The 24752-nt window shown below is 32.5% G+C and carries 27 protein-coding genes and 1 riboswitch; of the genes, 21 read left to right on the top strand and 6 right to left on the bottom strand.

Annotated features, from left to right (window positions below; translation table 11 throughout):
• Positions 1-59 precede the first annotated feature (59 nt).
• The 14 genes from ACKF5P_RS05095 (at position 60) to ACKF5P_RS05030 (ending at position 11876) form a co-directional block, all read left to right on the top strand.
• Positions 60-557 carry a Spy/CpxP family protein refolding chaperone gene (locus ACKF5P_RS05095; protein ID WP_408956411.1) on the top strand — a complete coding sequence of 166 codons (498 nt, stop codon included), beginning with the start codon at positions 60-62 and terminating at the stop codon, positions 555-557.
• Positions 558-672: 115 nt separating this feature from the next.
• The gene (locus tag ACKF5P_RS05090; RefSeq protein ID WP_408956410.1) at positions 673-930 is read left to right on the top strand and encodes an SHOCT domain-containing protein; all 258 of its coding nucleotides are present in this window, start codon (positions 673-675) and stop codon (positions 928-930) included.
• A 62-nt stretch (positions 931-992) separates the two neighbouring features.
• Positions 993-1535 carry a hypothetical protein gene (locus tag ACKF5P_RS05085; protein WP_408956409.1) on the top strand — a complete coding sequence of 181 codons (543 nt, stop codon included), beginning with the start codon at positions 993-995 and terminating at the stop codon, positions 1533-1535.
• A 30-nt stretch (positions 1536-1565) separates the two neighbouring features.
• The gene (locus ACKF5P_RS05080; RefSeq protein WP_408956408.1) at positions 1566-2540 is read left to right on the top strand and encodes a beta-propeller fold lactonase family protein; all 975 of its coding nucleotides are present in this window, start codon (positions 1566-1568) and stop codon (positions 2538-2540) included.
• 350 nt (positions 2541-2890) lie between these two features.
• On the top strand, positions 2891-3718 hold the full coding sequence (gene lgt / locus ACKF5P_RS05075; protein WP_408956407.1) for a prolipoprotein diacylglyceryl transferase: 828 nt from the start codon (positions 2891-2893) through the stop codon (positions 3716-3718).
• A gap of 20 nt (positions 3719-3738) precedes the next feature.
• Positions 3739-4917 carry a YibE/F family protein gene (locus ACKF5P_RS05070; protein WP_408956406.1) on the top strand — a complete coding sequence of 393 codons (1179 nt, stop codon included), beginning with the start codon at positions 3739-3741 and terminating at the stop codon, positions 4915-4917.
• 19 nt (positions 4918-4936) lie between these two features.
• Positions 4937-5065, top strand: a complete 129-nt coding sequence (locus tag ACKF5P_RS05065) for a hypothetical protein (protein ID WP_408956405.1) — start codon at positions 4937-4939, stop codon at positions 5063-5065.
• Positions 5066-5097: 32 nt separating this feature from the next.
• Positions 5098-5346 (top strand): DUF2933 domain-containing protein, encoded by a 249-nt coding sequence (locus ACKF5P_RS05060; RefSeq protein WP_408956404.1) that lies wholly within the window; start codon positions 5098-5100, stop codon positions 5344-5346.
• Positions 5347-5715: 369 nt separating this feature from the next.
• Entirely contained in the window at positions 5716-6903 is a 1188-nt protein-coding gene (locus tag ACKF5P_RS05055; protein ID WP_408956403.1) for a M24 family metallopeptidase, read from the top strand.
• A gap of 259 nt (positions 6904-7162) precedes the next feature.
• Positions 7163-7843 (top strand): cytochrome c biogenesis CcdA family protein, encoded by a 681-nt coding sequence (locus ACKF5P_RS05050; protein ID WP_408956402.1) that lies wholly within the window; start codon positions 7163-7165, stop codon positions 7841-7843.
• A gap of 14 nt (positions 7844-7857) precedes the next feature.
• Entirely contained in the window at positions 7858-8412 is a 555-nt protein-coding gene (locus ACKF5P_RS05045; RefSeq protein ID WP_408956401.1) for a TlpA family protein disulfide reductase, read from the top strand.
• Positions 8413-8444: 32 nt separating this feature from the next.
• Positions 8445-8807, top strand: a complete 363-nt coding sequence (locus ACKF5P_RS05040; RefSeq protein ID WP_408956400.1) for an ArsR/SmtB family transcription factor — start codon at positions 8445-8447, stop codon at positions 8805-8807.
• A 111-nt stretch (positions 8808-8918) separates the two neighbouring features.
• Positions 8919-11141 carry a heavy metal translocating P-type ATPase gene (locus ACKF5P_RS05035; RefSeq protein ID WP_408956399.1) on the top strand — a complete coding sequence of 741 codons (2223 nt, stop codon included), beginning with the start codon at positions 8919-8921 and terminating at the stop codon, positions 11139-11141.
• Positions 11142-11327: 186 nt separating this feature from the next.
• Positions 11328-11876, top strand: coding sequence for an MEDS domain-containing protein (locus ACKF5P_RS05030; protein WP_408956398.1), 549 nt, complete (start codon positions 11328-11330; stop codon positions 11874-11876).
• A gap of 45 nt (positions 11877-11921) precedes the next feature.
• Here ACKF5P_RS05030 and ACKF5P_RS05025 read toward each other — a convergent pair whose 3' ends face one another.
• Positions 11922-12125: a DUF378 domain-containing protein gene (locus tag ACKF5P_RS05025; RefSeq protein WP_408956397.1), complete on the bottom strand. Its 204-nt coding sequence runs from the start codon at positions 12123-12125 to the stop codon at positions 11922-11924.
• Between the two features lie 213 nt (positions 12126-12338).
• Between ACKF5P_RS05025 and ACKF5P_RS05020 the strand changes: the two genes are divergently transcribed.
• Positions 12339-13001, top strand: a complete 663-nt coding sequence (locus ACKF5P_RS05020) for a transglycosylase SLT domain-containing protein (RefSeq protein WP_408956396.1) — start codon at positions 12339-12341, stop codon at positions 12999-13001.
• A gap of 9 nt (positions 13002-13010) precedes the next feature.
• On the opposite strand, the gene ACKF5P_RS05015 is transcribed toward ACKF5P_RS05020, so the two are convergent.
• Complete coding sequence (locus ACKF5P_RS05015) at positions 13011-13400, bottom strand: VOC family protein (RefSeq protein ID WP_408956395.1); 390 nt, start codon at positions 13398-13400, stop codon at positions 13011-13013.
• Positions 13401-13639: 239 nt separating this feature from the next.
• Between ACKF5P_RS05015 and ACKF5P_RS05010 the strand changes: the two genes are divergently transcribed.
• The 6 genes from ACKF5P_RS05010 (at position 13640) to ACKF5P_RS04985 (ending at position 20299) form a co-directional block, all read left to right on the top strand.
• Positions 13640-14275: an MBL fold metallo-hydrolase gene (locus ACKF5P_RS05010; protein ID WP_408956394.1), complete on the top strand. Its 636-nt coding sequence runs from the start codon at positions 13640-13642 to the stop codon at positions 14273-14275.
• A gap of 28 nt (positions 14276-14303) precedes the next feature.
• The gene (locus ACKF5P_RS05005) at positions 14304-15599 is read left to right on the top strand and encodes a glutamate--cysteine ligase (RefSeq protein ID WP_408956393.1); all 1296 of its coding nucleotides are present in this window, start codon (positions 14304-14306) and stop codon (positions 15597-15599) included.
• Between the two features lie 3 nt (positions 15600-15602).
• Positions 15603-16925, top strand: a complete 1323-nt coding sequence (locus tag ACKF5P_RS05000; protein ID WP_408956392.1) for a glutathionylspermidine synthase family protein — start codon at positions 15603-15605, stop codon at positions 16923-16925.
• A 216-nt stretch (positions 16926-17141) separates the two neighbouring features.
• Positions 17142-17519: a hypothetical protein gene (locus ACKF5P_RS04995; RefSeq protein ID WP_408956391.1), complete on the top strand. Its 378-nt coding sequence runs from the start codon at positions 17142-17144 to the stop codon at positions 17517-17519.
• A gap of 405 nt (positions 17520-17924) precedes the next feature.
• The gene (locus tag ACKF5P_RS04990; protein WP_408956390.1) at positions 17925-19562 is read left to right on the top strand and encodes a MotA/TolQ/ExbB proton channel family protein; all 1638 of its coding nucleotides are present in this window, start codon (positions 17925-17927) and stop codon (positions 19560-19562) included.
• An 11-nt stretch (positions 19563-19573) separates the two neighbouring features.
• On the top strand, positions 19574-20299 hold the full coding sequence (locus ACKF5P_RS04985) for an OmpA family protein (protein WP_408956389.1): 726 nt from the start codon (positions 19574-19576) through the stop codon (positions 20297-20299).
• 193 nt (positions 20300-20492) lie between these two features.
• Here the strand turns inward: ACKF5P_RS04985 and ACKF5P_RS04980 are convergent, their stop codons facing one another.
• The 4 genes from ACKF5P_RS04980 to ACKF5P_RS04965 form a co-directional block, all read right to left on the bottom strand.
• The gene (locus ACKF5P_RS04980) at positions 20493-21002 is read right to left on the bottom strand and encodes a spore coat protein (RefSeq protein ID WP_408956388.1); all 510 of its coding nucleotides are present in this window, start codon (positions 21000-21002) and stop codon (positions 20493-20495) included.
• A 23-nt stretch (positions 21003-21025) separates the two neighbouring features.
• Complete coding sequence (gene uppS, locus ACKF5P_RS04975; RefSeq protein ID WP_408956387.1) at positions 21026-21670, bottom strand: polyprenyl diphosphate synthase; 645 nt, start codon at positions 21668-21670, stop codon at positions 21026-21028.
• Between the two features lie 245 nt (positions 21671-21915).
• The gene (locus tag ACKF5P_RS04970; protein ID WP_408956386.1) at positions 21916-22767 is read right to left on the bottom strand and encodes a methylenetetrahydrofolate reductase; all 852 of its coding nucleotides are present in this window, start codon (positions 22765-22767) and stop codon (positions 21916-21918) included.
• A gap of 87 nt (positions 22768-22854) precedes the next feature.
• On the bottom strand, positions 22855-24510 hold the full coding sequence (locus tag ACKF5P_RS04965) for a homocysteine S-methyltransferase family protein (RefSeq protein ID WP_408956385.1): 1656 nt from the start codon (positions 24508-24510) through the stop codon (positions 22855-22857).
• 128 nt (positions 24511-24638) lie between these two features.
• A riboswitch (SAM riboswitch) is annotated at positions 24639-24747 on the bottom strand.
• Positions 24748-24752: the final 5 nt, after the last annotated feature.

Raw genomic sequence — 24752 nt, 5'->3', positions numbered from 1 at the left:
ATTTATATCCTATAATAAGATAAGAAAGAATAATAAAGTATAGCAAGGAGGGGATAGAGATGAATAAGCGGATTGTTAGTTTAGTAATAGTGTTTATTTTATTAGCTGGCTTTTCTAATTTAGGATATGGAATGATGCGCGGAAGAAACCATAGAGGTTATGAAGCAAAAGACTGGGATAATTTAAACTTATCCCAAGAAGAGTCTAGAGAAATAGAGAGGTTGACTGATGATCATTATCGTCAAATTAGAGAGATTAGTTATCAATTGAGAGATAAGAGATATCAATTGCATGATTTATATTTTGATGCTGAAGTAAGCAACAATAGAATTGAAGAACAACAAACAGAAGTTAAGAAGTTACAAGGAGAGTTAGATTCATTGCGAGCTGATTATAAATTATATTTAAGGGATATATTAACTACAGAGCAATTGAATATGTTGAGTGCTAAGGGCCAATCTGATTGTCATCGTTCTTTTAGAAGAGAAAAAAGAGGGTCTAACTTCTCTCATATGGGAAGAGGTTATCATGGTGGAATGGTGGATTGGTTTAATTAAAATATTGTATCAGTCTTGTGTGGGAGTGTGAGTAAGTTCAAAAATATAAGTACTAAGGTTTTGTTTTTGCTGACACACACTATTCAGACTGATACTTTTTGAGGGGGAGTTTATAATGATGCATTATTGGGGGCATGGAACGAGATTTGGAGGATGGTTGCATATGATTGGAATGGCAACCTTTTGGATAGTAATTATTGCATTAGCGATTTTTTTGATTAAGAGATTAACTAATAATAATAATTACAGTAATAAACAATTGAATAAAACTAAATCAGAAGATGCAATAGAAATAGCTAAGAAAAGGTATGCCCGTGGAGAGATCAGTAAAAAAGAGTATCAACAATTAGTTAATGATTTAAAGAAGAATTAATTTTTTAACTTCCATATACCTTACCTAGGTACCATATATAAGTATAAAGGAGGACGATAAAAGTGTACTTTAAATCAACTGAAAAAAAACTAAGCATTATATTAGTAGGAGTATTAATTTTTCTTGGTGGAGCTTATTATTTAAGAATGAATGAAACTGAAAATGATGAGTTAAATAATAATATGTCTGCTGTTGGAGAAATTGAGAGTCAGCATCTAACAGAAGAGACTGCTGAAACTGAGGCATTTGAAGAGGATTGGAGTCGTAGCTCTAACCAAGCTGGAGTTATGATTCTTGCTATCCTATCAAAGCCTAGTCACACTGAAGAGGGATTAAAGTTTGAAGTTAATATGGATACTCATAGTGGTAACTTATTAGAATTAGAGATTGAAGAAATCACTGAAGTCAGAAGTGATAATGGAGTTGCAGGAGAAGTAAATTGGGAATGGCTACAAGAAGATAGTCATCATCCTAGTGGCAAGTTAGAAGTTAGCAATGAGACTGAAACAGGTCAATTATTAATTGATGAGAATACAACTTTTGTTGAACTGATTTTTAAAGAGATTAATGGTGCTGAACATCAATTTGAGTGGCAATTTGATTAAGGAGGATTTAAAAGGAGGAGGACAGCGAAGATGAATAAAAAGGGGATTGTTAGTGTTGTAGTGATAATTTCCATTGTGGTTTTATTAGCTATTTCATATAATAATAGTAATGATATTGGTTATCAAGCTTATATAACTAATGCTAGCAGTGGTACAGTCTCAGTTATTGACTTGACAGAAAAAGATTTGGTTGATGAGTTGAAAATCAGTGAGCGATCATCACATGGCATAGCAATTACTCCAGATGGCAAGGAGCTTTTTGTAGGTGATGAAACTAATGGAGAGGTTAAAGTGATTGATACCGCTTATAATGAAGTGATTAATGTTATTCCGGCAGGGGTTGGAGTCCATGGATTAGATATAACTCCTGATGGAAAATATGCATTTATTGCTAGTTCTGCTAATGATGAAGTGATTGTTATTGATATTGAAGAACAAGAGATTATTGAACGAATGACGGAAGGATTTGGTTCTAATCCAAGCCATATTGATTTTACTCCTAACAGCGATTTTGCACTATTGACCAATTTAGATGATAATAGTCTTTCTATGATTTCAATACCTCAGTTTGAGGTTAAACAGACTATTCCGGTAGGAGAAGGGCCAAATGAATCAAGAGTTGCTCCTGATGGCAAGAGAGCTTATGTAGCTAATTGGGAGTCTAATACGGTTTCAGTAGTAGATTTAGAAGAATTTAAAGAAATAGTTCAAATCCCAGCAGGGGAAGGAACTCATGGGGTTGTTGTCTCTCCTGATAGTAAAGAGGTTTGGACTGCTAATCGAATCACAGAAGATGTAGCAGTAATCAATGCTGAAACTTTGCAAATTGAACGATATATTGATGCTGGAGAGTATGCTAATCATTTAGCTTTTACACCTGATGGTAATTATGTAGTTGTAACTAATGCTAGAGAAGATAAAGTAATTTTGATTGATGCGATAAATTATCAAGTAGTGGCTGAATTTGAAGTAGGAGAAGAACCACATGAGATAGCTATTAAGTGATGCTTAATTACAATAATGTGGCACAAAAGTGCCACATAGCGAACGGTTTTTGTTACGAAGAGTCTTGATTTTTAGACTCGTAGGGTCAGCTATCAGCTAAGAGCATTTAAAATCAATAAAAATTAAAGCATCTAGAAACCATTATATTTCCTAGTTTGAGATGGTTTTACTTGTTGGGGTTTAATAGGTTTTGATTGGGCTGACGACTCATGGCTGATAGCTGACGGCTGTGTCACGAAGTTACACATTATATCAATATAAAGCAAACTGATTTGTAGAAAATATGTATTAAATTAACGCACATGATTTTCTACTTTAACTAGTCACTAAACGGAGAGAGGGTTGAAAAAATGAGAGAAGCACTTATTCATTTAGGGCCTTTTTCAGTTCATTTATTTGGAGTATTCATTGCTTTAGGGATGTTAGCTGGTATTTATGTAGTACAAAAGGAAGCAAAGAGAAAAGGGTTAGATGTTGATCTAGTATTTAATTTGGCCCTCTTGGGTATGATAGCAGGAATTATTGGGGCCAGAATTTATTATGTATTAGTCTTTAACCCAGGTTATTATTTTAATAATCCAGGACAGATCTTGATGCTTCATACTGGAGGACTATCTATTCAAGGAGGATTATTAGGAGCGATCTTATTTGGCGTAGCTTATACTAAATATCATCAAATTCCCTTCTGGAAGGTTGCAGATACATTTGCTCCAGCAATAATCTTAGGACAGGCAATTGCTAGAGTTGGTTGTGATGTCTTTGGGATTCCAATGGTCAATCCGCAATTGTGGGGTGTTACGTTGGATAACCAGCTTTTACACCCAGTACAGATTTATGAATCACTGCTTAATTATGGCTTGTTCTTGATCTTATGGAACTATCGGGATAAAGTTAAATATAATGGTCAATTATTTATGATTTATTTAATTGGTTTCTCTATTAATCGAGGAGTTATTGAGTTCTTTAGAACCAACCCAATTGTAGTGGGACAATTTACTGTAGTTCATGTAACCAGTTTATTCTTAATTATAATAACTGGAGGACTAGCTTTATACCTTAAAAATAATCAATTATCATCTGAACCGAAGTTGGTGAATAAATCAGAAAAGTTAAGGGATAATTTAATTGTTGCAGGAATGGTAATTTTATCTATTTTGATCTATTATTTTCTCTATTAACAAGTAAAGGGCTGAGAAGTATGAACCAGAAACTGAAGGTAATAATCTTAGTATTAATTACAATTATTGTTAGTGCGACCGTTATTATGGCTGAAGAGATTGATTTCAACGATTCAGAGCAACAAATAACACCACCAGAAGAAGTAGGTGAGCAGCCACAAGAACAAGCAGAGCAAGAAGAAAGTTATTATCGAGGTCGAGTTATTTTGGTGCAAGATATTGAAATAGATGATGATGATTTTAGTACGACTGAAGAACAGATAAATCAAAGGGCTAGAGTTGTTATTACAACAGGGCCACATCAAGACGAAGTGATTGATGTCGATAATACCTATCAAGAAGGTCATTACTATTACAATCTTTATCTTGAAGAGGGTATGGAAGTTATTTTAGTAACAATGGAAGAAGACAATCTAGAAGGGATTTATTTACATGATATTGCTAGAGATAGGAGTTTACTGTATCTATTAGTGCTCTTTGTAGTCTGTTTATTAGTGGTAGGTAAGCTTAAAGGGGTAAAGACGTTATTAACCTTACTATTAGCAGGATTTACGATTGTTAAAATTATGTTGCCTTTAATGTTGGCAGGGTATAATCCAATTGGTGTAGGAGTAGCAAGTGCAATTATTATTTTAATTCCTACCTTCTTGTTGGTTAGTGGTTTTAATCTTAAGTCTTTAGTAGCAATTATAGGTACCAGTGTTGGAGTTTTAGTAGCAGGTCTTTTAGCATTGTGGGTCGGTAGACTAGCTAATTTGACTGGGTTTAATAATCAAGAAGCACAGATGCTACTTGTGATGGACCAAGCAATCAATATTCAAGGCCTCTTATTTGCAGGAATAATTATTGGTTCTTTGGGGGCTGTCACAGATGTTAGTATGTCGGTAGCATCGGCAATGTTTGAAATTAAGCGGGCCAACCCCCAGATTGAACAGGTAGAATTGATCAACTCAGGTTTGAATGTAGGTCGTGATATTATGGGAACTATGGCTAACACATTATTATTAGCTTATGTAGGAGGAACGATTCCTTTATTGTTATTATTGATGGGAGCAGAGATGCCTTGGATTAGGGTTATTAATATGGACTTAATTGCTACTGAGGTTGTAAGGGGATTGACAGGTAGTATAGGGTTGGTCATTTCGATTCCTATAACTGCACTAGTAACAGGAATCTTGCTTAAGAAGTCTAGAGAATGATTTTGAGGAGGGAGAAGTAATGGAAGAGTTTTTGTCAGGAATTGTATTGATTGGATTTGTAGGGGCAGTTTTTTATTTACTTGCTAAGAAGTTAAAAGTTACTGAAAAGGATCATAATCAAGATAACGATGATTTTTCTTGCCATTAATCAATTCTAAATTAAATTTAAGGAGGAATTTTATGTCTAATAAGAAAGGGCATCAGTATGGGGGGAATCATCTATGGATGATGTTGCTTTGTTGTATAGCTATGTTTGCTGGAATCTGGTGGTTTGCAGGGTCAGGAGTAGAAGTAGGAAGAGATGGTTTTGCAGGTGGTAACTTTAGGTGGTTGATCTTTTTGTTATGTCCATTGATGCATCTGTTTATGATGAAAGGGATGTGCCATAAAGATAAAGGTGAGGAGCAAGAAGATAAAGATTGTCATTAATTAAATGATTTCTTAGAGCAAGAAGGACTCTTATAAGAGTCCTTCTTTATTGTATTCCGTATAGATTATGGGAAGGTTCATATTTGATTATGTCTGATGTCAAATTATTAATCTGATTAAAGTATGGTTTTCTTAATGGTGATTTTAAATTAGTCAAATAGTTGTCAATACTAACTTCATTTGATATACTGTCACTGGGCATAAGTCTATTACTTTTCTATTATTGGTATGGATACCAACATTTAATTGTAGGAGATAGCTTATGCTCACTTTTACAGAAGTTAATGGTTAATTTTTACAGACAGTTACATAAAAAGAGTCAGTTTTTAAGTTTTAATGATAATTAATATTAAAAAAGGAGTGGAGCTAATGGGAGAGTTATTAAAGCAAGAATTAAATAAAAGAATTGAAGGATTTCAAGAGAAATTAAATCATAAAGAGATCGACTTAGCAATAATTATTGATAATGTAAATTTATATTATTTTAGTGGTACGATTCAAGCTCAATATTTATGTATTCCTAGACAAGGTCAACCTGTTTTATTGGTACGAAAGGGTATAGAACGGGCTAAAGAAGAAACCGCCTTGAAGAATGTGATTAAATTTGGATCTTCTAAGGAGATACCACAAAAGCTTGCTGATTTTGGAATTGGAATACCAGACAAATTAGGATTGGAATTAGATGTAGTAGCTTATAAAGATGTAGTTAAGTTGCAAAAGCTCTTTGGAACTGAAGAAGTAACTGGAATTATTAATTCGATTAGACAGTTGAGAATGATTAAATCTGATTATGAATTACAATTGATGCAAAAATCTGCTGCACAATTGGATGATTTTTCAGTTTTAGTCAAGAATAATCTAGAAGAAGGTATTAGTGAAATGAATTTAGCAACAGCTATTGAAAGTGAATTGAAACAAAAAGGGCATGCTGGATTGATTAGAATGCGGGGGTTGAATAATACTGTTTCAGTGGGGGTTTGTGCTTCCGGGAAGAGTGCCTTACAACCTGTTAAGGCTGATGCACTTGCTGGAGGAGAAGGAACTTATCCTGGAGTAGGTATTGGCCCTTCTTATAAGAAAATTAAAGCTGGAGAACCGATTGTGTTTGATTATGTTAGTAATTATAAAGGTTATCATATTGATCAAACTAGACTAGCAATGATAGGTCAACCGTCTGCTGAAGTTAAAGAATTATATCAAAAGATGGTTAAATTTCAAAGGGAGTTGAAGAATTACTTAACTGTTGATTATAGTTGGGGAGATATTTATCAACAGAGTTTGAAATTGGCAGAAGAGTTAGGGGTCAGTGAATATTATTTAGGTTTTGGAGATAATCAGGTAAGGTTTGTGGGACATGGAGTAGGGTTGGAATTAAATGAATTTCCATTTTTGGCCCCTGGATTTGATTATCAACTGAAAAAAGGGATGGTAATTGCTCTAGAGCCTAAATTATTGATACCTAAGGTAGGTTTAATTGGTATAGAGAATACATATGCAGTGACTGAAAAAGAACCGAAATGTTTGACTACATCTGATGAAGAATTAATTATTGTTTGATTAATTTTAATGTGAAGCTTAATTACAATAATGTGTCACTTTTGTGCCACATAGCTGTGAGCTATCAGCCCTCAGCTATCAGCTAAAAACAAAACCATAAAATCAAATTCAAAACAAGCTTTAAGCTTTTGATTTTAAGGGGTTAAGTGATTTTAGATTTTAGCTTTGAAGATTTTGAACTGGCTCACGACTGAAGGCTGATAGCTGATAGCTCAGTGGCACTGAAAGTGCCACTAAATATCAATAAAGGAGGATTCTATTGGAAGAGGTTTCAATAACGATTGCCTTTGTAGCAGGTTTGTTATCTTTTTTGTCTCCATGTGTTTTACCTTTAGTGCCTGCTTATCTTGGTTATATAACGGGGAGTAGTGCTTCTAAGGAAAATAAGACTTTTGTTTTTACTAGGGCGGTAGGATTTGTTATTGGTTTTTCAATCATTTTTATTTTACTGGGGGCTTCGGCAAGTTATCTGGGCCAACTCTTCATTAGATATAGGCGGTTATTGACCAAAATAAGTGGAGTTATAATTATTCTATTTGGTTTACATATTGTAGGAGTTTTTGAGATTAAGTTATTATATCGAGAGCTTAGGGCCAACCAACCTCAAGAAGTTAGTAGTTGGTTTGGCTCTATTTTGATGGGAAGCTCTTTTGCTATTGGTTGGACCCCTTGTGTTGGCCCAGTTTTAGCTTCTATTTTATTATATGCAGGAACTTCTCAGACGATAGGAATGGGAGTTTTATTATTGGTTAGTTATTCATTAGGTTTAGGAATTCCTTTTTTATTTGCTGCAATAATGGTTGACAGATTTGCTGCTGCGATTAGTAGTTTTAATAATTTTTTACCGGTGTTTGAGAAGGTAAGTGGTCTTATTTTGATTATTTTTGGAATCATTATTTATTTTAATTTGCTTGGACGCTGGACAGCATTATTTTATTAAGGAGAGTTGATAAGATGCGGAAGTATTATCTTAAATATATGGTATTTGGGCTAGCAATTTTAGGGTTAATCAGTTTAGCAGTGGTTTATGTTGGCCCTGCTAGCTCGGATAATTTAGTCAACGAGATTGCTGAAAAGGAATTGAATCAGGAGGTAGGGATTGAAATTGGAAAGTTTGGCCCAGATTTTAACTTAACAGCTTTAAGGGGAGATCAGGTGTCTTTATCTCAGTTTAGAGGGCAGAAAGTTATTCTTCATTTTTGGGCCAGTTGGTGTCCATCTTGTCGCGAGGAGATGCCTGATTTAGCCCAATTTGATACTGAATATGATGATATTACAGTATTAGGTGTTAATGTAGGGGAAGAAGAAGAGGCCGTTAATGAATTTATCAATAGTAATGATTATCAATTTATTGTCTTATTAGATCAAGCCAGTTTGGTTGCAGGAGAATATGCAGTTTCAGTTTTACCTACTACTTATTTTATAGATCAAGAAGGAAGGATTAAGTATATCAAACGGGGTATAGTTAATAAAGAAGAATTGATTGAACTAAGAAGAGAGTTGTTTTAGAAACCAGCAGCTTAAGATAGGGGAGGTTGAAGATGGAAGAGGATAAGTTGGTTTGTCAGGAGTATTGTATCCAATCGAAAATAATTGAAGAATTGAAGAAGGATGAGTTATCTGAAGGGGTTATTACTCAACTAGCAGATATTTTTAAAGTTTTAGGGGATCCGACACGAATTAAGATTATACATGCTTTAGCTAAACAGGAGCTATGTGTTTGTGACATCTCTGAATTATTAAAGATGAGTCAATCTGCTATTTCTCATCAATTAAGGAAATTGCGGGATTTCAAATTGGTTAAGCATAGAAAAGAAGGTAGGGTTGTTTATTATTCACTGGATGATGATCATATTTTGCAACTATTTAGCCAAGGATTAGAGCATGTTAAAGAAGAAAAATAAGAAATTCTGTTGACAAAACCTCCTAAAAAGTAATATAATATATGAACAAGCGCTCATATATTTTTTAAATAATATATGAGCAGATAATCATATATTATTAGGAGGGGTTAGATGGAGGCTAAAAAACTGGTGACAGAAATAAAAAAAGAGTCTAAAGCTAAAGATAAAGTAATAGAGGGGGTAGAGAAAATAGACTCAAAGCTAAAACCAGATAAAAAAGAAGAGAGTATGAAATTAAGACTGGAAGGATTGGGCTGTGCAGACTGTGCTGCTAAAATTGAAAGAGAAGTCAAGCAGTTGTCTAATGTACAGGAGGCGAGGTTGGATTTTATCTCAGAAAAGCTGACAATTATTTTTAAGAAAGATGTAGTAAGTAGTGAAATAATTGAGTCAGTTAAGAAGATTGTCAATCGCATAGAGCCTGAAGTTAGAGTATCTGCTGAGCAACAAATTAAAACATCAGAAACAAAAGAAGAAAAAAGTAATAATTTCCGAAACAAAATGATTAAATTAATTGTGGGGAGTAGTTTATTTGTAGTAGCTTTATTGTTTGAAGTTTCTTTTTTACAAAGCTTAGCTTTGTATGGGAGTAGTTACTTAATAATTGGTGGTACAGTAGTTTTGAAGGCAATTAAAAATATTGGAAAAGGCCAACTATTCGATGAAAATTTCTTAATGACTATTGCTACTATTGGTGCTTTTGCAATTGGAGAATTTCCTGAAGCAGTGGCAGTGATGTTATTTTATAAGGTAGGTGAAATCTTTCAAGCAAGAGCTGTCGATCATTCGCGACGTTCAATTAAGTCTTTGTTAGAAATCAAAGCTGATTATGCTAATTTAAAAATTGGCGATCAAATCAAGCAAGTAGCACCGGAAGAACTTGAAGTTGGAGATATAATTGTGCTCAAGGCAGGAGATAAAGTTCCTGTTGATGGTGAGGTGATTGATGGAGCGGCTAGGGTTGATACTTCTGCTCTAACTGGAGAGTCAGTACCACAAAAGATAACAGCAGGAGATGAGATTTTAAGTGGCTTTATCAATCAAGATGGAGCTTTAAAAGTTAGGGTTACAAAGGAATTTAATGATTCTGCAGTAGCTAAAGTGCTGGATCTAGTTGAAAATGCTGCTGCTAAGAAAGCACCAACCGAAAATTTTATTACTAAATTTGCTAGGTACTATACTCCATTGGTTGTAGCAGGAGCTTTTTTAGTGGCTATCATACCACCATTATTTATGGGAGAAGCATTCAGCCTCTGGTTTTATCGGGCTTTAGTATTTTTAGTTATTTCATGTCCTTGTGCTTTGGTAATCTCGATTCCACTCGGTTTTTTTGGTGGAATTGGAGCTGCTTCCAAAAATGGGATTTTAGTAAAAGGTGGTAATTACCTAGAAGCCTTAAATAGTGTCAAGCAGGTTGTTTTTGATAAGACAGGTACTTTAACAGAAGGGGTATTTCAGGTAGTTGAGATCAATAATCAAGCTGGCTGGACAGAAGAAGAAGTATTGGAATTAGCTGCAATGATAGAATTGAATTCTAATCATCCAATTGCTAAATCAATTGTAGAGGCTTGTCCAACAGAAGTCAATAATAAAATGATTGACAATTATCGAGAGATCTCTGGTCAAGGAGTGACTGCAACTGTAAAAGGGAAGGAGCTTTTAGTAGGCAATCAAAAATTGTTGAATGCAGCAGGAATCGAATTTGAAACTTGTAATTTTAAAGGAACAGAGGTCTATGTTAGTTATGGGCAAGAGTTTATAGGAACTATTTTAATCTCTGATCAAATCAAATCTGATGCTAAGGGAGCAGTTAAAGCTTTACGAGAATTAAAGGTTGATAATTTAGCAATGTTGACTGGTGATCTTAAGCAAGTAGCTTTACAGGTGAAGGATCATTTAAACCTGGACGAATATTATGCAGAGTTGTTACCTGAAAATAAAGTAGAATTAATGGAGCAATTTATTGAAGGAAAAGAAGAAGGAGCTAAGGTTATTTTTGTAGGAGATGGAATCAATGATGCTCCTGTTTTAGCTAGAAGTGATATAGGGGTAGCTATGGGAGGTTTAGGTTCAGATGCAGCCATTGAAGCAGCAGATGTTGTATTGATGACTGATGAACCGACTAAATTAGTAGAAGCAATTAAGATTGCTCGTTTTACTCGGAGGGTAGTCTGGCAAAATATTATTTTAGCATTAGGGGTTAAAGGGATTATACTAATCATGGGGTTATTTGGAATGACGACGATGTGGGCAGCAATCTTTGCAGATGTAGGGGTAGCGTTATTGGCTATTTTTAATGCCTTAAGGATTATTATGAATAAAGAATTTAATTAAAAAAGCTCCCCCCGACTATGTAAAAAAATGTAAAATAATAATAAATCTGCTTGAAATAAATGTTAATATTTGCTATAATGATAATGCTGAATTAGAGTTTTAGCTAGCCAATCAATTATAAAGCTATTATAATAGGTATTTATCATAATCTTATAAGATTTTAAGGATAAATTCGGGGGGGTTGAAATGAGCTCAGAAGATGGGAGCACTAGCAAACATATATGTAGTTTATATTATGGAAAAGAGCATTTTTTAGTAAAAACAGTCCATTTTTTAAAGCAAGGTTTAAAAAATGAAGAGAAAGTCTTTTTATATGTGGAAGATGAATTAAAGGAAGAAATTTTAGAAATACTTGACGAGAAGTATCAAGATTCTTCTCAACTGGAGTTTATATTCGAGCTAGATTTAGCTGAAGTCTATTTGCAATTTGGTAAGGAAAGATTGAAAGAGAAACTAAAAGTTTTTTCTGCTGGAAGGTTTAATAAAGCTAGGGTCTTATATCAGATCAGTAAATCATTAAAAGAAGCTGATCAAAATTCTGTTTTGGAGTTAGAAGAGATTATGAATGAAGTGTTAGAAGATAGTAATCTATTTGTATTATGTATGTATGATGCTACTGATTTGATTGAAGATGATAATTCCAGCCTTTGGCTAAAGAAAGCTGTTAACTGCCATCAAAGCTTATTGAGTGCAGATGAATATCTTGAGCTAACTAAAGATGAATTAGCAGTATGATTTAATAAGGCCTTAATATTAAGGCCTTATTATTTTTAGTTAGGTTTATTCAATTTCGTTTTGGGTTCGTTCTCTAAAGAGTAAACTGATAGAATATAATCCGGCAAGACCAACAATAGAGTAAATTATTCTACTAAGCATTGCAGTCTGTCCTCCAAAAAGGCTTGCTACTAAATCAAATCTAAATAAACCGATTAATCCCCAATTTAATGCTCCAATAATCATTATTATGAGTGCCGTTCTATCCATTATTAATCAACTCCTTATCTTTTTTTTTAGTATCTCTAAAATCTTTGCTTGATATTCAATAAATGTTTTTGAGTAGAATGAAAAGGTGTTTTCCTAGATTAGAGAGAATATATAATAAGTACTATTTTAACTAAAATAATACTTATTCATGAAATAAATAATGAACAACAAACATATAATATGTTAAATATTACAAAAAAGGAGGATTCAACCATGAGATTGAAGACGATTAGTATTTCTTTATTATTTTTATTGATTATTTCTACTACTAGTATGGCATATAGCATGCAAAGAGAGGAGCAACAAATAAGAAATTTCTTAAATTATAGGATCAAATATATTCATAATAACGCATATAATACAACTGTAACCTTGTCTAAATCTAGAGTTGAAGAATATACTGAAGAGATAATCAAGTGGTCTAATTACTATTCTGAAAAATTTAATGTAGATGTTAATCCATTGTTAGTTGCTGCTATTTTGGAAACAGAGACTAACTTTGTTTCGAGAAGTGATTATGATCAAGGAAGAAGTATTGGAATATCAAGTATGAAGATAAATACTGCTGAGTGGATTGCAGAGCAGTTAGATGTTGATTATAATAAGTGGAGAAAGTTAGATCCAACTGATTTAGGAATTAAATTTGCTACTTATTATTTAGCTTTAGCCTATCAACGTTATGATAGTAATATCAATCGAGTTATTATCTCTTATAATCAAGGATTTACAAATGCTAACTCTAAAGGTGCAGATGAGCTTTATAATAATTACTTATTTCAAGTATTAGGTCGCTATAAATTTTATAAAGAGCGGATTAATTATTATGGAGCTTATGCTAATCAACATTTCGAGCAATTATTTTTGGAATTGGAATAAGTTTTATATTTAATTTTGAATAATTTCAGTACGATACCCATCAGGATCTGTTAGAAAATAATAACCTTCACTTGCTTCTTCACTAAGGCTAGTAATATCACTAACTTCATAGCCTAATTGTTGATGTCTTTGATAAGAACTTTTTAAGTCATCAACAGTAACAGCAATATGACTATATCCGTCACCAACTGTATAAGGCTTTTTACGATCATAATTATATGTAAGTTCAATTTCAAAATCACCTGTACTGCTTGTTAGATAAACTAAAGTAAATTCATATTCAGGAAAGTCTCTTTTTCTAGCTACTTCCAGTCCTAATGCTTGTTGATAAAATTCGATTGATTTTTTTAAGTCAAGAACTCTAATACAAGAATGAACAAATTTATAATCTTGAGACATCGGGTCAACCTCCTTAAAATAGAATTATTTAACTTACATTGTAATAAATAAATAATTAGATGTCAAACTTTATTCTTATCTAAAATGCTGTTATAATAGTGTTTAGTAAATACTAAAGTAATAAAGCTTAAATTTAAGACTGAAGTTAAGTCTAAGCCAATCATTAAAAATATAAGAGCTTAGATTCTACTTAGATTTATATCTAATATTAAATTTAATATCAATAAGGGGGAAAAATAATGAAATTAAAAAAGCTTACAGTAGGAATAGGAAATGTTAACTGTTATGTTGTGAATGATGAAGAAGGAAGAGGAGTAATTGTAGATCCAGGTGGTGGAAAGAGGAGTATTCTTGATTACATTGAACAAGAAGGGTTGAGTATTAAAGCTATTATTTTAACTCATTCCCATTATGATCATATTTTAGCTGTTGAAGATTTGCAAAAGGAGTTGCAGTTACCAGTTTGGATTCATGAAGCTGGAGAAGAGAGATTACTTAAACCAGAATTGAATTTATCTAATAGCGCTTCAGTTCCAAGCGTCAGTATTAAAGCTGATAAATTATTGCAAGATGGGGAAGAGATAAGAGTAGGTCAGTTAAAATTAGAGATAATTCATACTCCAGGGCATACTCCAGGGGGAGTTTGTATCAAAATAGATGATATTTTATTAACTGGAGACACTTTATTTAAAGGTTCAGTAGGTAGAACAGATTTAGCTGGAGGAAGCTATCAGCAGTTAGCTGATTCAATTTCTCAAAAAGTAATGAAGTTAGATGATCAGTTGTCAGTTTATCCAGGACATCTCGGTCAGAGTACTTTAGGGAAAGAAAGAAGAAGAAATCAGTTAGTAAAGAGAATGTTAAAAGAGAATTGATTTATACTTTTGTAAATGGGGTGAGAAGATGGAGTATCAACAACAATTAGATAAATTAGAGAATTTTTTTAAGAAAGGAGAGACTACTCAGCAGAATTTAGGGGTAGAGTTTGAGCATTTTATAGTAGAGCAGAATACGTGGAGAGCAATTGATTATCGGGAAGATGATGGAATAGAAGATATTCTAGAAGAGTTGGCCCGGAAAGGCTGGAAAGAAGAGAAAGAAAATGGCTATTTAGTCGGTTTGACCTCTCAACAAGCGGAAGTCACCTTAGAACCTGGCGGTCAAATAGAAATAAGTATTTATCCAAAAGGAGAGATTAAGAAGTTGGAAGAAGTTTATTTTAATTTTTTAGAAGACTTTATTCCAATCTTAAATAAGAAAGGATATTATTTAATAACCTCAGGCTACCAGCCTAAAAGTAAAATTGAGCAGATAGAGTGGAATCCTAAACAGAGGTATCAGATTATGTCAGATTATTTAGGGGCCAAAGGGGAAACAGCTCATAATATGATGAAAGGAACAGCAGCTTTACAAGTAGCCCTGGATTATGAGAGTGAAATCGATTTTATACATAAATTTAGAGTTGCTAATGCCTTATCTCCTCTCTTTGCGATATTGACAGATAATGCTCCTATTTTTGAAGGGGAAGTCTATTTACAACAGACTTTACGAACATATATTTGGGATAACACTGATCCTGCTCGAACAGGGATTATTGAGGGAGTATTTGATGAGGATTTTGGTTATAGAAAGTATGGAGAATATATCTTGACAAGAGAGCCAATATTGTTAAAGACTAATAATCAATATTTATCCACCGGAGAGAAGACCTGTCAAGAGATCTTTGAAGAAAATGAGTTCGGTCTTCAGGAGCTAGAGCATGTATTGACAATGGTCTTTCCTGATGTCAGATTAAAACAGTTTATTGAGATTAGGATGACAGATTCTATCCCTCCTGATCTGAGTTGGGCGATGCTAGCTTTATATAAAGGGTTGTTTTATGATCAACAGAATTTGAAAAGGTTATACAAGTTAGTGAGAGGGTTCAGTTTAGAAGAGGTCTTAGCTGCTCGAGAAAGAAGTATGCTTGATGGCTTAGATGCTATTTTAGGTAATTATAAATTAATAGAATTAGCTAAACAATTATTGGAGTGGGCCAAAAGAGGGCTTGCTAGTTCAGAAGTTGATTATTTGGAACCATTAACTAAAATTATCGATTCTAAAGAGACTTTAGCAACTCAAATTAAATCTAAGTTAAAAGCAGGTAGGACAGAAGCTTTTAAAAGTGATATTTTAAATTTTTATATTGAGGAGGAGTAGCTGATGGATCAACTATTTCAAAAGTACCAAAAGATATTGACAGCAGATGCAGCAAAATATGATAATGATTACCAATTGTTGGCCCGGAAACTTGAAGATTCAGCTGCCTATTACCAAGGGGCAGTGATTCCTTTTTTATACCAACCCTTTTTTTTTAGTTCTTTAGAAAGAAAGAAATTTAAAGAATTGACCGATCAAATGGCTAAAATTTTGAATAAAGTTATCGATAGATATTTAACTGATCAAGAGTTTCGATCATACTTTGGATTTTCCAAGGAGTTAGAAGAGTTGATATTGGTTGATCCTGGTTATGATTCTTATTTTCCGATGGCTCGTTTTGATATATTTTATTATGGGCCAAAAGACTTTAAATTTTGTGAATTGAATACAGATGGCTCTTCTGGAATGGTTAAGACCAATATTTTAGAAGAATACTTTTTGAATACTGCTGCAGTTAAAACTTTGGCTGAGGATTACAAATTTGAGTATTGTGAATTATTAGATAGTTGGGTGAATACTTTATTAAGTAATTATCGCCAATTTGGAGGTCAGCTAGAACGACCGAATATTGGCATTATGGATTTTGAAGGCTACGGAATGGTTAGTGAATTTAAATATTTTCAAAGATTATTGAGTCAGAAGGGTTATTCGGTTCAAATTATTGACCCTAGAGAATTAACTTATAATGGGAATAATTTGTATAATGACGATTTTAGAGTGGATTTGATTTATCGACGGGCAGTGACTTTGGATTTAATGGAGCACTATCAAGAGATAGATGGCTTTTTGGCTGCCTATCGCAATCAAGATGTCTGTGTGGTTGGCCCTATTAGATCGCAAATTATACATAACAAGGTTATTTTTTCTATTTTACATAATCAAAAACAGAATGATTTTTTAGATGAAGCTGAAAAGAAATTTATCAAGCAGCATATTCCCTTGACATTTAATTATCAACCAACAAGTAAAAAGCTAGTTAATCAAGTAAGAAATAATAAAGATCAGTTTGTCTTAAAACCAATGGATCTGTATGGAGGCCAAGGAGTAGTAATCGGTAAAGAGTTAACTGACCAAGAATGGAAGACCAAGTTAGAAGGGGTTGAGCCTGGAACTCATTTAGTTCAGGAATATTGTCCATTACCCAGTCATGATTTAGCAGTCTTTAAAGAAGGAGAGCTCAAATTTGAAGCTTTTAAGTATATTTTAGGATTATTTTTATATAACCATGAATTTAAGGGGATTTATACTAGAGCAGGAAAGAAAGATGTAATTGCCAGTGCAACAGGTTGTGTTACTCAACCTAATTTTATTAATTTAGAAAATTAAATAATTAAGTCAAGTGAATAAAAAAGCAATAATCTTAAATACAAATTAATTACAAAAAATAATTCATATTTTTATTTCCATCAAATATAAGTTAGTAATATAGTGGGTTAATTTTAAACTTTTACTTTATTTAGTTATATTTAACCCAAACCCTTAATAGAATATAATGTAAAATAAAATAAGTATTTTGTTAACATGGGAAAGGGGTTGGATATTATGTTCGAAGAGTTAGAACCGACAAAAAAGAATAGAGAAGAAGCAATCACCGATGTTTTAGAATCTACTGCTCTAGCTAGAACAGCACTTGCTCAGTTAGTTAATGCTGAGGCTGAAGAATTAAAGAAAATAGTAGATATGGAGCAAATTAACCCTGAAAAATTGATTGAATTTCAGGAAAGTGTAGTTCAATTAATGAAAACTGGGATAGACTTACAAGAGTTATTGAGGGCTGATTTAGAAGATGTTCTAGCATTAAGTTCATCTGATGAAATACAACAAGGTGATGTGTTAGAAGTAGAAGAGGAAGTAATTGAAGAGATGAATGATGATAAGAAGACAATTAAAAAGGTAATTACAAAAAAGAAGAAGGATTAGACTTATAAACAGAGGAGTACTCCTCTGTTTTTTTATTTTAGGTTATAAAATGGTGTTTGTGTATTTAACTATACTAGTAAAAATTAGACTTATAACTCGTATATCAAAATATTATAAATTTTCAGTTTATGGTCACTTTATTATTAGTCACTTATGACTAATAAATTAATAAAATATTATAATTCAAAAATAATTAATATAAGAGATGAATATAAAATAGATAAAGGTAATTAATTAATCAGAAAGGAGTTAATAATGCTATATTTTATGCAAGGAGTTTTTAGCAATTTGATCAGTCTAATTGTTTTTGTAAGTCTTTCTATATTATTAATTATTGATTTGGGCCTTTATGGCAAGATATTTAAAGAATTAATCTCGTTGAACCAAATGATTGATAGAGGAGGGATGACTCAAGAGCCAATTAAGAAGTTAGTAGTAGAATATAAGAATATATTAGGGAATTCATTAACCCAAGTAAATACCCGTTCATTTATTGAATCTTATTTTGCTGATTATAGAGTAGAGCTGGGAAAAAGAACTAATTTAGAAAAAGAAACTTCTCTTTTGGCATTACCAATTATCAGCTCACTTGCTTTTGTTCAGAAGTCTATCTCTTTTTTTATTTTAGTTGGTGTCTTAGGAACTTTTATTGGTTTATATTATTCGTTAAGTCAACTACCTACAACGGATATTAACTTAGAGCAGTTTGGAGCTGTAATGTCAGGAATGCAGATAGCTTTTAATACCAGTATTATTGGAATGTTATACTCTTTGATTGTCAACTTTGTAACTAAAATCTTTAATGCTGAAGAATTATTAACAAAGATCATGTTAAAGCTAGAAAATAATTTAGATAACAAGGTTTATACTGCTAATGTGGAACGGAATTTATTTACTGAATCGATCGATCAGTTACAAGAAGCATTAACTACTACATATACCAATTCAATTAATCAGTTGCGAGGAGTACTAGAAGATATTTACAAAAGTATGAACAGCTTTGAAAATTTTTCTGCTGAGTTTGAGCAAGGAAGGGAACATATGAATCAATTTAATTATCGATTGAATAAAAGTATTGAAAAATTTGATATAATTCAGCAGCAATTAAAGGAAACTTATCAGTATGGGAAAGATTTTAATCAGCAATTTAAGCTAGGTCTTGATGATTTAAATAATAATTTTGCTTCATTATTTAAAGTATTTGATAATTTACAAAATCAACAACATAATTATTTAGAATTATTTAAAGAACAGACTAAAATTCAGAATGAAAATAATCAAACCCTCAAAAAAGAACTTGAGCTATTGAAGAGTTTAACAGAAAAAACAGAAGATAGCTTCAGGGTTTATACTGAACAATTTAGTGAAACTATAAAAGAATTAGAGACTGCTATTATAGAAGAAAATGAATCACAGAGTAAGTTATTGGCTAAATTGACTACAAGGCTGAAAAGTTATTTAGCAGAATATAGTCAAGAATTTAAGAAACAAAGTCAATACTTAGAACAAAAGCAGACTGAAGAGAGTAAGTTGATAGTAGCTTGTGAAAAGATTAATCAAACTAATGGAAAGTTAATCTATAAAGTAAATAATTTCGCTAAGACATTAGATCAGAATATGTCAACTAAGATTAATAAGTTAGAAAAGATAATGAATAATTTTAATCAAGTTCATAGTAAAGAATTAAAAAGTATCTTACAAGAATTTAAAAATTATATAGAGATAACAGAACAATTAATTGGTGAGAAATTTGAAAATATAGATACTGTATTAGGTAATTTCTTAAGTGATATTGATTTCAATCTTAATGATCTAGAGTCAGTAATTAAAGATTTAAATTTATCAATTTATGAACTAGGTGAAAGTATTAATCAAAATAATCAGTTTAATACAGAATTAAAAGAGCTATTTACAATTTCAAAAGAAAAAAGAGAAAAAGAAAGTACTAAGGAAGAAGAATCAGAATCAGAAATAACTGGTGATATAAATGTATTAACCTCACAAGAATTAGAAGAGTATTTAAAAGGTAGCCAAAAGGATTAAAGGGTGAGTATATGTTAAATAAGAATAGACGAATTTTGAGTTCAACAGAAGGTGAGGAGGGTTTTTGGCCCAGTTTTACTGATTTGCTGACTACAATCATTTTAGTAATTCTTTTATTTTTAATCATTACTTTATTTATGAGGCAGTCTCAACTGTACCGTTTGGAACAACAGCAGAAGCAACTAGATTATTATCAGAGCCAGATCGAACAATTAATGGGGGTTAGGGCAGAAATTGTAAGAGATATAAGTCAAACTTTTGCTCAATCTGATCTGGATATTGAAGTTGATCAGCGGACAGGAGCGATTCGATTTAGTGGTAGTGTTTTGTTTGAGTTTGGAAAAGATAATATTCAACCACAATTTAAAGAAGAGTTAAGAGAGTTTATCCCTGAATATATAGATGTTATTTTAGCACCGCAATATCGAGAACATGTTTCAGAGATTGTGGTTGAAGGGCATACTGATGATGTTGGTAGTTATATGTATAATTTGGAGTTGTCTCAGCAGAGGGCTTATAGTGTAGTTCGCTATATTTTAAGTGATCAGTTTCCAGAGTATGATTATAAAGAATTGTTGAAAGAGAGAATTACAGCTAATGGTAGATCGAAGAGTAATTTGATTAAAAAAGCAGATGGTTTGGTTAATCGTGATAAATCACGCCGGGTAGAATTTAAGTTTCGCTTGAAGGATGATGAGTTATTAGATGAAATGTTACAGGCAATTAATAATATCTAGGAAAGGTTTGAGAAATTAACTGATTTAATAAAGGAGCTAAAGTCAAAAGTTATTTTAATTCAAGTAACCAATTTTAAGTATTTCCTGAACTGTGAGCAATTAGAGTTATTTTTAGCGAAAAGATTTTGATTCAGATAGATAAAGAGTCTTCTTACTTAAATTTAAGTAAGAAGACTCTTTAAAATTTGATAGTTTATTTTGCAAATGGAGGAGGAATAAGAAACCAACCTTTTAATTGGCCGTATTCAACTAATTTTTCAGCCATATCTAATTCTTGAATCAGATAATCTTTAAATAGACTTCTTAATTTTGTATTAGTTGCTGATTTAAAAGCTCGAGTATGTAAATCAATATAACCCTGGATACCACGGTGAATATCTCTAAAGATCATTTTATCTTTAACGATAGTAATGTTATTATTAATATTTACTTTTGCTGGTGGTCTATTTGGTAATGTAATTCCAAGGTCACTCATAATATTTTCTAACTTACCAATCTGAGATTTTAACTTCTGAATACCTCGTTTAACGATTGCTAAAAAGTCTTTATCATTAATAAATTCACAATATATCTGTGTTTTATCTAGAGAATCGTATCTGGCAACTAATAATTCCCACAAATAGAATGCTTCACCAACATGAACCTTCATTTGCTTATTCTTCTTTTGTCCGACTTTTTCTGTGATGTTTTTTAAGATCGACATTAGATTTGACTCCTTTCAATTGTTTATCCTCCAAGAGTAATATCTTGTTGATCATACCAATTGAGTGCTTGATAGAAGTGTTCTTCTTTAAAGTCGGGCCAATAATCCTCAACAACATAAAAATCAGAATAAACAGATTGAGCTGGCAAAAAGCCACTAAGCCTTCGTCGATTACCCCAGCGAATAATAAGATCGATTCGAGAAATATCTTTTGATTGTAAGGAATCAATTACTCCTTGTTTAGATCTCTTTTCAGTCTGCTCTAAATTACCTAAATCCCAATGCCAACCATAATTGATAAGGAAATTAACCTTGATCTTTTCTCCTTGGTTAGTTGTTCGTGTTGTATATGGTAATAACTCCTCAGGAAACATAGGTGAATCTGTATTACCAACTACTAAAATTGATGCTTTTTCTTGAGCTAGTATTTTAACAGCCTCAATACATGCTTTAGTAAAGGCTTGAGTTTGAACAGTACGTCTTTTTGTATTATCTACTGTAAAACCATAGAAGGTCAACTCTTTAACCCCAATTTCTTGGCAGAGCTTAAAGACTTTCAAACCTGGTTTAAGGCCATGAGCATAGCCTTCTTCCTTATTTAACCCTCTATTTTTAGCCCATCTTCTATTACCATCAGGAATTATTCCTATATGTTCTGGAATTCTCATTTAAGTTCCTCCCTTTCCAAAATCTAATCTTATTATTGGGAATATTAAGAGAGATTATTCTTAAATTTTACCAAGATTTTTTATGAGATAAAAAAGTCTAAATATTATTCAAAAACTTGTTTGGGACTTTTGAAGAATATAGAAGAAGCTAAGCTTGATAATTTTAGAGAAAGTGATAAAAGAAGATAATTACTTAAGTTAAACAGGTATCCAGAGACTGGTTACCTGTTTTGAGATTAAGCAATTTATGGGAGTAGATTTAATAAAACTTCTGGTTGACTTGACGACATTAGATGAATTCCATCAATTAAATCATAAGCTTTTTCTAAAAGATTGTGAGCAATCTTGATTCCTTCTTTTTTGCCTTTACCTTTCATTTGGCTTAAAACAGAAGGAGGAATTTTAATTCCAGGGACTTGCTGAGCTAAGTAATTACCCATTTTATAACTGGTTAAAGGTAAAATACCGATTAAGATTGGAACCTTAAGATGTTCAGTTTTAGCTAGAAATTTTTCTATTGTTTCCAAATCATAAGCAGGTTGTGTTTGAATGAAATTAGCACCTGCCTCAATTTTAGTAGTTAACTTTTCTATTTCTTGCTCTAAATTATCAGCCCCTAAGTTAGCAGCGGTAGCAACTGTCAACTCAGTTTTAGCAGTTAGAGGAGTATTGTTATGGTCTGTTCCATTATTTAATTGTTTGATTGTTTTAATAAGTCCGATAGAATCAGTATCAAAGACTGGACTTGCTTGTGGATGATCTCCTATTGTTGGGTCATCTCCTGTTACAGCTAAAATATTTTTAATTCCTAAGTTAGCTGCTCCTAATAAGTCTCCTTGAAGAGCAATTAAATTTTTATCTCGGCAACTTATATGAGGGATTGTTTCGATACCTGTTTTAGTTTCGATCAGGTGAGCTGCCATTATTGAACTCATCTTCATTTTAGCCATCGGTGAATCAGTAATATTAACTGCATCTACTTTTGACTTTAGTTTATCAGCTAGCTTATACATTTGACTACAATCTGTTCCTTTAGGTGGTGTTAATTCACTAGTAATAATAAATTCTTTCTTTAGTAACTTATTTTTTAATAACATCTTTTTTCTCCTTTCTATCTCTTAACTTTTATTTATAACATTAGTAGTACTTTATTAGACATAAACTATCTTTGAGTTACACACTCTTTAACAGAGTTTTTTTAATCTTTGCTGAGTTGGATCTAAAATAAGAATATCTAATCCAGCTTGAATAGCCATCGTTAAGTAAGTAGTTTTAACTTTTTCAGAGTGAGGTAGATTTGTTACAAGCTCCTTCTTCCTTAAAGCAGTTGATAAGTTTAAATCTTTTTTAATTGACTTAATTGCAGTTAGAATTTGTTGACCTGAACTCTGTTGAGCAGTAATCTCAGTTGCAGGTAACTCAATAATAATATTATTTTTTTGAATTCCAAGGTCTATTAATCGTTCGAAATTATTTTGTACAGTAGTCAATATTTTTTCTATTGTAATAGGCTGCTTATCTATTAAAGTTGGAATTAAAATAGTTGCTCCATACTTGTTAGTTAAGGTTAATATTTCTTCTGCTTTTGGTTGATTAATATCGACTAATTGAATTAAAGGTTTACCTACTATTGATTGTAAAGCAACTTCTAACAGTTCTGGTTTCTTTAATTTAAGGGCCAATGGTAGTCTGGTTCTCATTTGAACAGTATTGACTATTTTTTTAACTTGTTGTGGTTTAGTTAGATCAGAGAGGTTGCAACTGATAATATCTGCTCCTGCTTGATCTTGATTAGTAGTTACTTGGCTAAGTAGATTAGTCTTATTATTTTTTAGCTCTGTTGCTAAATCTGTTTGCTCAGTTGAGTCAATTTTATCTCCGACAAAGAGTGGTTTTGTTTGATTAAGGCTCAATTGTTGAGTACGGCTAGCTACTCTTACTTTTATTTGTTCAGCTTCTGATTTAGGTTTGAGATCTTTAATTTCTGCTCTTAATAAACGGATATAATCTGGACTTGAGCCACAACATCCACCAATGATATTTGCTCCTGCTGCAACAAAATCTGCTCCATAACTGGCCATCTCTTCAGCTTCCATAGGAAAAATAGTTTGGTTGTGTTCATCTAAGACAGGTAAACCAGCATTTGGTTGGACTGCTAAATAGCTAGATTTTTGTTGGCCCATCGTGTTGATGATCTTAGTTAACTCTGCTGGGCCAAGACCACAGTTAGCCCCAATTATATCTGCTCCTGCTGCTTTTAAGACGGTGATAGCAGTCATAGGGTCAGTACCGGTCACAGTTCTTTGGCCCGTTTCATAGGTCAAGTTACAGATGACAGGTAATGATGTATTTTCTTTAACCGCAATTAGAGCAGCTTTAGCTTCTTGTAAATCGATCATCGTTTCGATATTGATCAAATCTGCTCCCGCTGCTGCTAAAATTTCAGCCTGTTGGGCAAATACTTCATAAGCTTCTTGAAAAGATAGAATACCCATTGGCTCTAATAACTTACCAGTAGGGCCAATTGAAGCTGAAATGAGTGTGTTCTGATTAGCAGCTTCTTGAGCTAACTTGACAGCAGTAGTATTAATCTTTTCAATTTCTTCACTTAATCCATATTTATCTAATTTAATGCTGTTGGCCCCGAAAGTATTGGTCTGAATAATGTCACTACCTGCTTTTACATAACTATTATGGATCTCCTTTAATATCTTAGGATGTGTCAAATTCAATTTTTCAGGACAGTTTCCGACCTCTAAACCTTTATTTTGTAATTCTGTCCCCATTGCTCCATCTAAAAGTAATATCTCTTCTTGCAACCTACTTAATAATTGACTCATTATTTATCTACTCCTTTCAAGATTAAACTTTATAATAATATTACAAAAAAAAACAAAATTTTAATATGGTATGTAATAAAAAAATCTCTTCCTTAAGAGAAGAGATAGTGAATTAATTATAGTCCCTTCTCTCATCTTCCAGAAGTTTGACTTCTGTAGGAATTAGCACCACTGTAGCATTTCGCTACTGGTTGCTGGGTTTCATAGGGCCAGTCCCTCCACCACTCCGGATAAGAGATGAA

Origin of the sequence: Natroniella sp. ANB-PHB2 (assembly GCF_046097105.1) — a bacterium.
In the GTDB taxonomy this organism is placed as follows: domain Bacteria; phylum Bacillota; class Halanaerobiia; order Halobacteroidales; family Halobacteroidaceae; genus Natroniella.
This window is presented reverse-complemented; position numbering and strand designations above follow the sequence as displayed.

Bases quoted from the DNA above. Each gene is read 5' to 3' on its own strand.
- ACKF5P_RS05095 (WP_408956411.1), top strand. From the start codon at position 60: ATGAATAAGCGGATTGTTAGTTTAGTAATAGTGTTTATTTTATTAGCT.
- ACKF5P_RS05090 (WP_408956410.1), top strand. From the start codon at position 673: ATGATGCATTATTGGGGGCATGGAACGAGATTTGGAGGATGGTTGCAT.
- ACKF5P_RS05080 (WP_408956408.1), top strand. From the start codon at position 1,566: ATGAATAAAAAGGGGATTGTTAGTGTTGTAGTGATAATTTCCATTGTG.
- lgt (WP_408956407.1), top strand. From the start codon at position 2,891: ATGAGAGAAGCACTTATTCATTTAGGGCCTTTTTCAGTTCATTTATTT.
- ACKF5P_RS05070 (WP_408956406.1), top strand. From the start codon at position 3,739: ATGAACCAGAAACTGAAGGTAATAATCTTAGTATTAATTACAATTATT.
- ACKF5P_RS05065 (WP_408956405.1), top strand. From the start codon at position 4,937: ATGGAAGAGTTTTTGTCAGGAATTGTATTGATTGGATTTGTAGGGGCA.
- ACKF5P_RS05060 (WP_408956404.1), top strand. From the start codon at position 5,098: ATGTCTAATAAGAAAGGGCATCAGTATGGGGGGAATCATCTATGGATG.
- ACKF5P_RS05055 (WP_408956403.1), top strand. From the start codon at position 5,716: ATGGGAGAGTTATTAAAGCAAGAATTAAATAAAAGAATTGAAGGATTT.
- ACKF5P_RS05045 (WP_408956401.1), top strand. From the start codon at position 7,858: ATGCGGAAGTATTATCTTAAATATATGGTATTTGGGCTAGCAATTTTA.
- ACKF5P_RS05040 (WP_408956400.1), top strand. From the start codon at position 8,445: ATGGAAGAGGATAAGTTGGTTTGTCAGGAGTATTGTATCCAATCGAAA.
- ACKF5P_RS05035 (WP_408956399.1), top strand. From the start codon at position 8,919: ATGGAGGCTAAAAAACTGGTGACAGAAATAAAAAAAGAGTCTAAAGCT.
- ACKF5P_RS05030 (WP_408956398.1), top strand. From the start codon at position 11,328: ATGAGCTCAGAAGATGGGAGCACTAGCAAACATATATGTAGTTTATAT.
- ACKF5P_RS05025 (WP_408956397.1), bottom strand. From the start codon at position 12,125: ATGGATAGAACGGCACTCATAATAATGATTATTGGAGCATTAAATTGG.
- ACKF5P_RS05020 (WP_408956396.1), top strand. From the start codon at position 12,339: ATGAGATTGAAGACGATTAGTATTTCTTTATTATTTTTATTGATTATT.
- ACKF5P_RS05015 (WP_408956395.1), bottom strand. From the start codon at position 13,400: ATGTCTCAAGATTATAAATTTGTTCATTCTTGTATTAGAGTTCTTGAC.
- ACKF5P_RS05010 (WP_408956394.1), top strand. From the start codon at position 13,640: ATGAAATTAAAAAAGCTTACAGTAGGAATAGGAAATGTTAACTGTTAT.
- ACKF5P_RS05005 (WP_408956393.1), top strand. From the start codon at position 14,304: ATGGAGTATCAACAACAATTAGATAAATTAGAGAATTTTTTTAAGAAA.
- ACKF5P_RS05000 (WP_408956392.1), top strand. From the start codon at position 15,603: ATGGATCAACTATTTCAAAAGTACCAAAAGATATTGACAGCAGATGCA.
- ACKF5P_RS04995 (WP_408956391.1), top strand. From the start codon at position 17,142: ATGTTCGAAGAGTTAGAACCGACAAAAAAGAATAGAGAAGAAGCAATC.
- ACKF5P_RS04990 (WP_408956390.1), top strand. From the start codon at position 17,925: ATGACTCAAGAGCCAATTAAGAAGTTAGTAGTAGAATATAAGAATATA.
- ACKF5P_RS04985 (WP_408956389.1), top strand. From the start codon at position 19,574: ATGTTAAATAAGAATAGACGAATTTTGAGTTCAACAGAAGGTGAGGAG.
- ACKF5P_RS04980 (WP_408956388.1), bottom strand. From the start codon at position 21,002: ATGTCGATCTTAAAAAACATCACAGAAAAAGTCGGACAAAAGAAGAAT.
- uppS (WP_408956387.1), bottom strand. From the start codon at position 21,670: ATGAGAATTCCAGAACATATAGGAATAATTCCTGATGGTAATAGAAGA.
- ACKF5P_RS04970 (WP_408956386.1), bottom strand. From the start codon at position 22,767: ATGTTATTAAAAAATAAGTTACTAAAGAAAGAATTTATTATTACTAGT.
- ACKF5P_RS04965 (WP_408956385.1), bottom strand. From the start codon at position 24,510: ATGAGTCAATTATTAAGTAGGTTGCAAGAAGAGATATTACTTTTAGAT.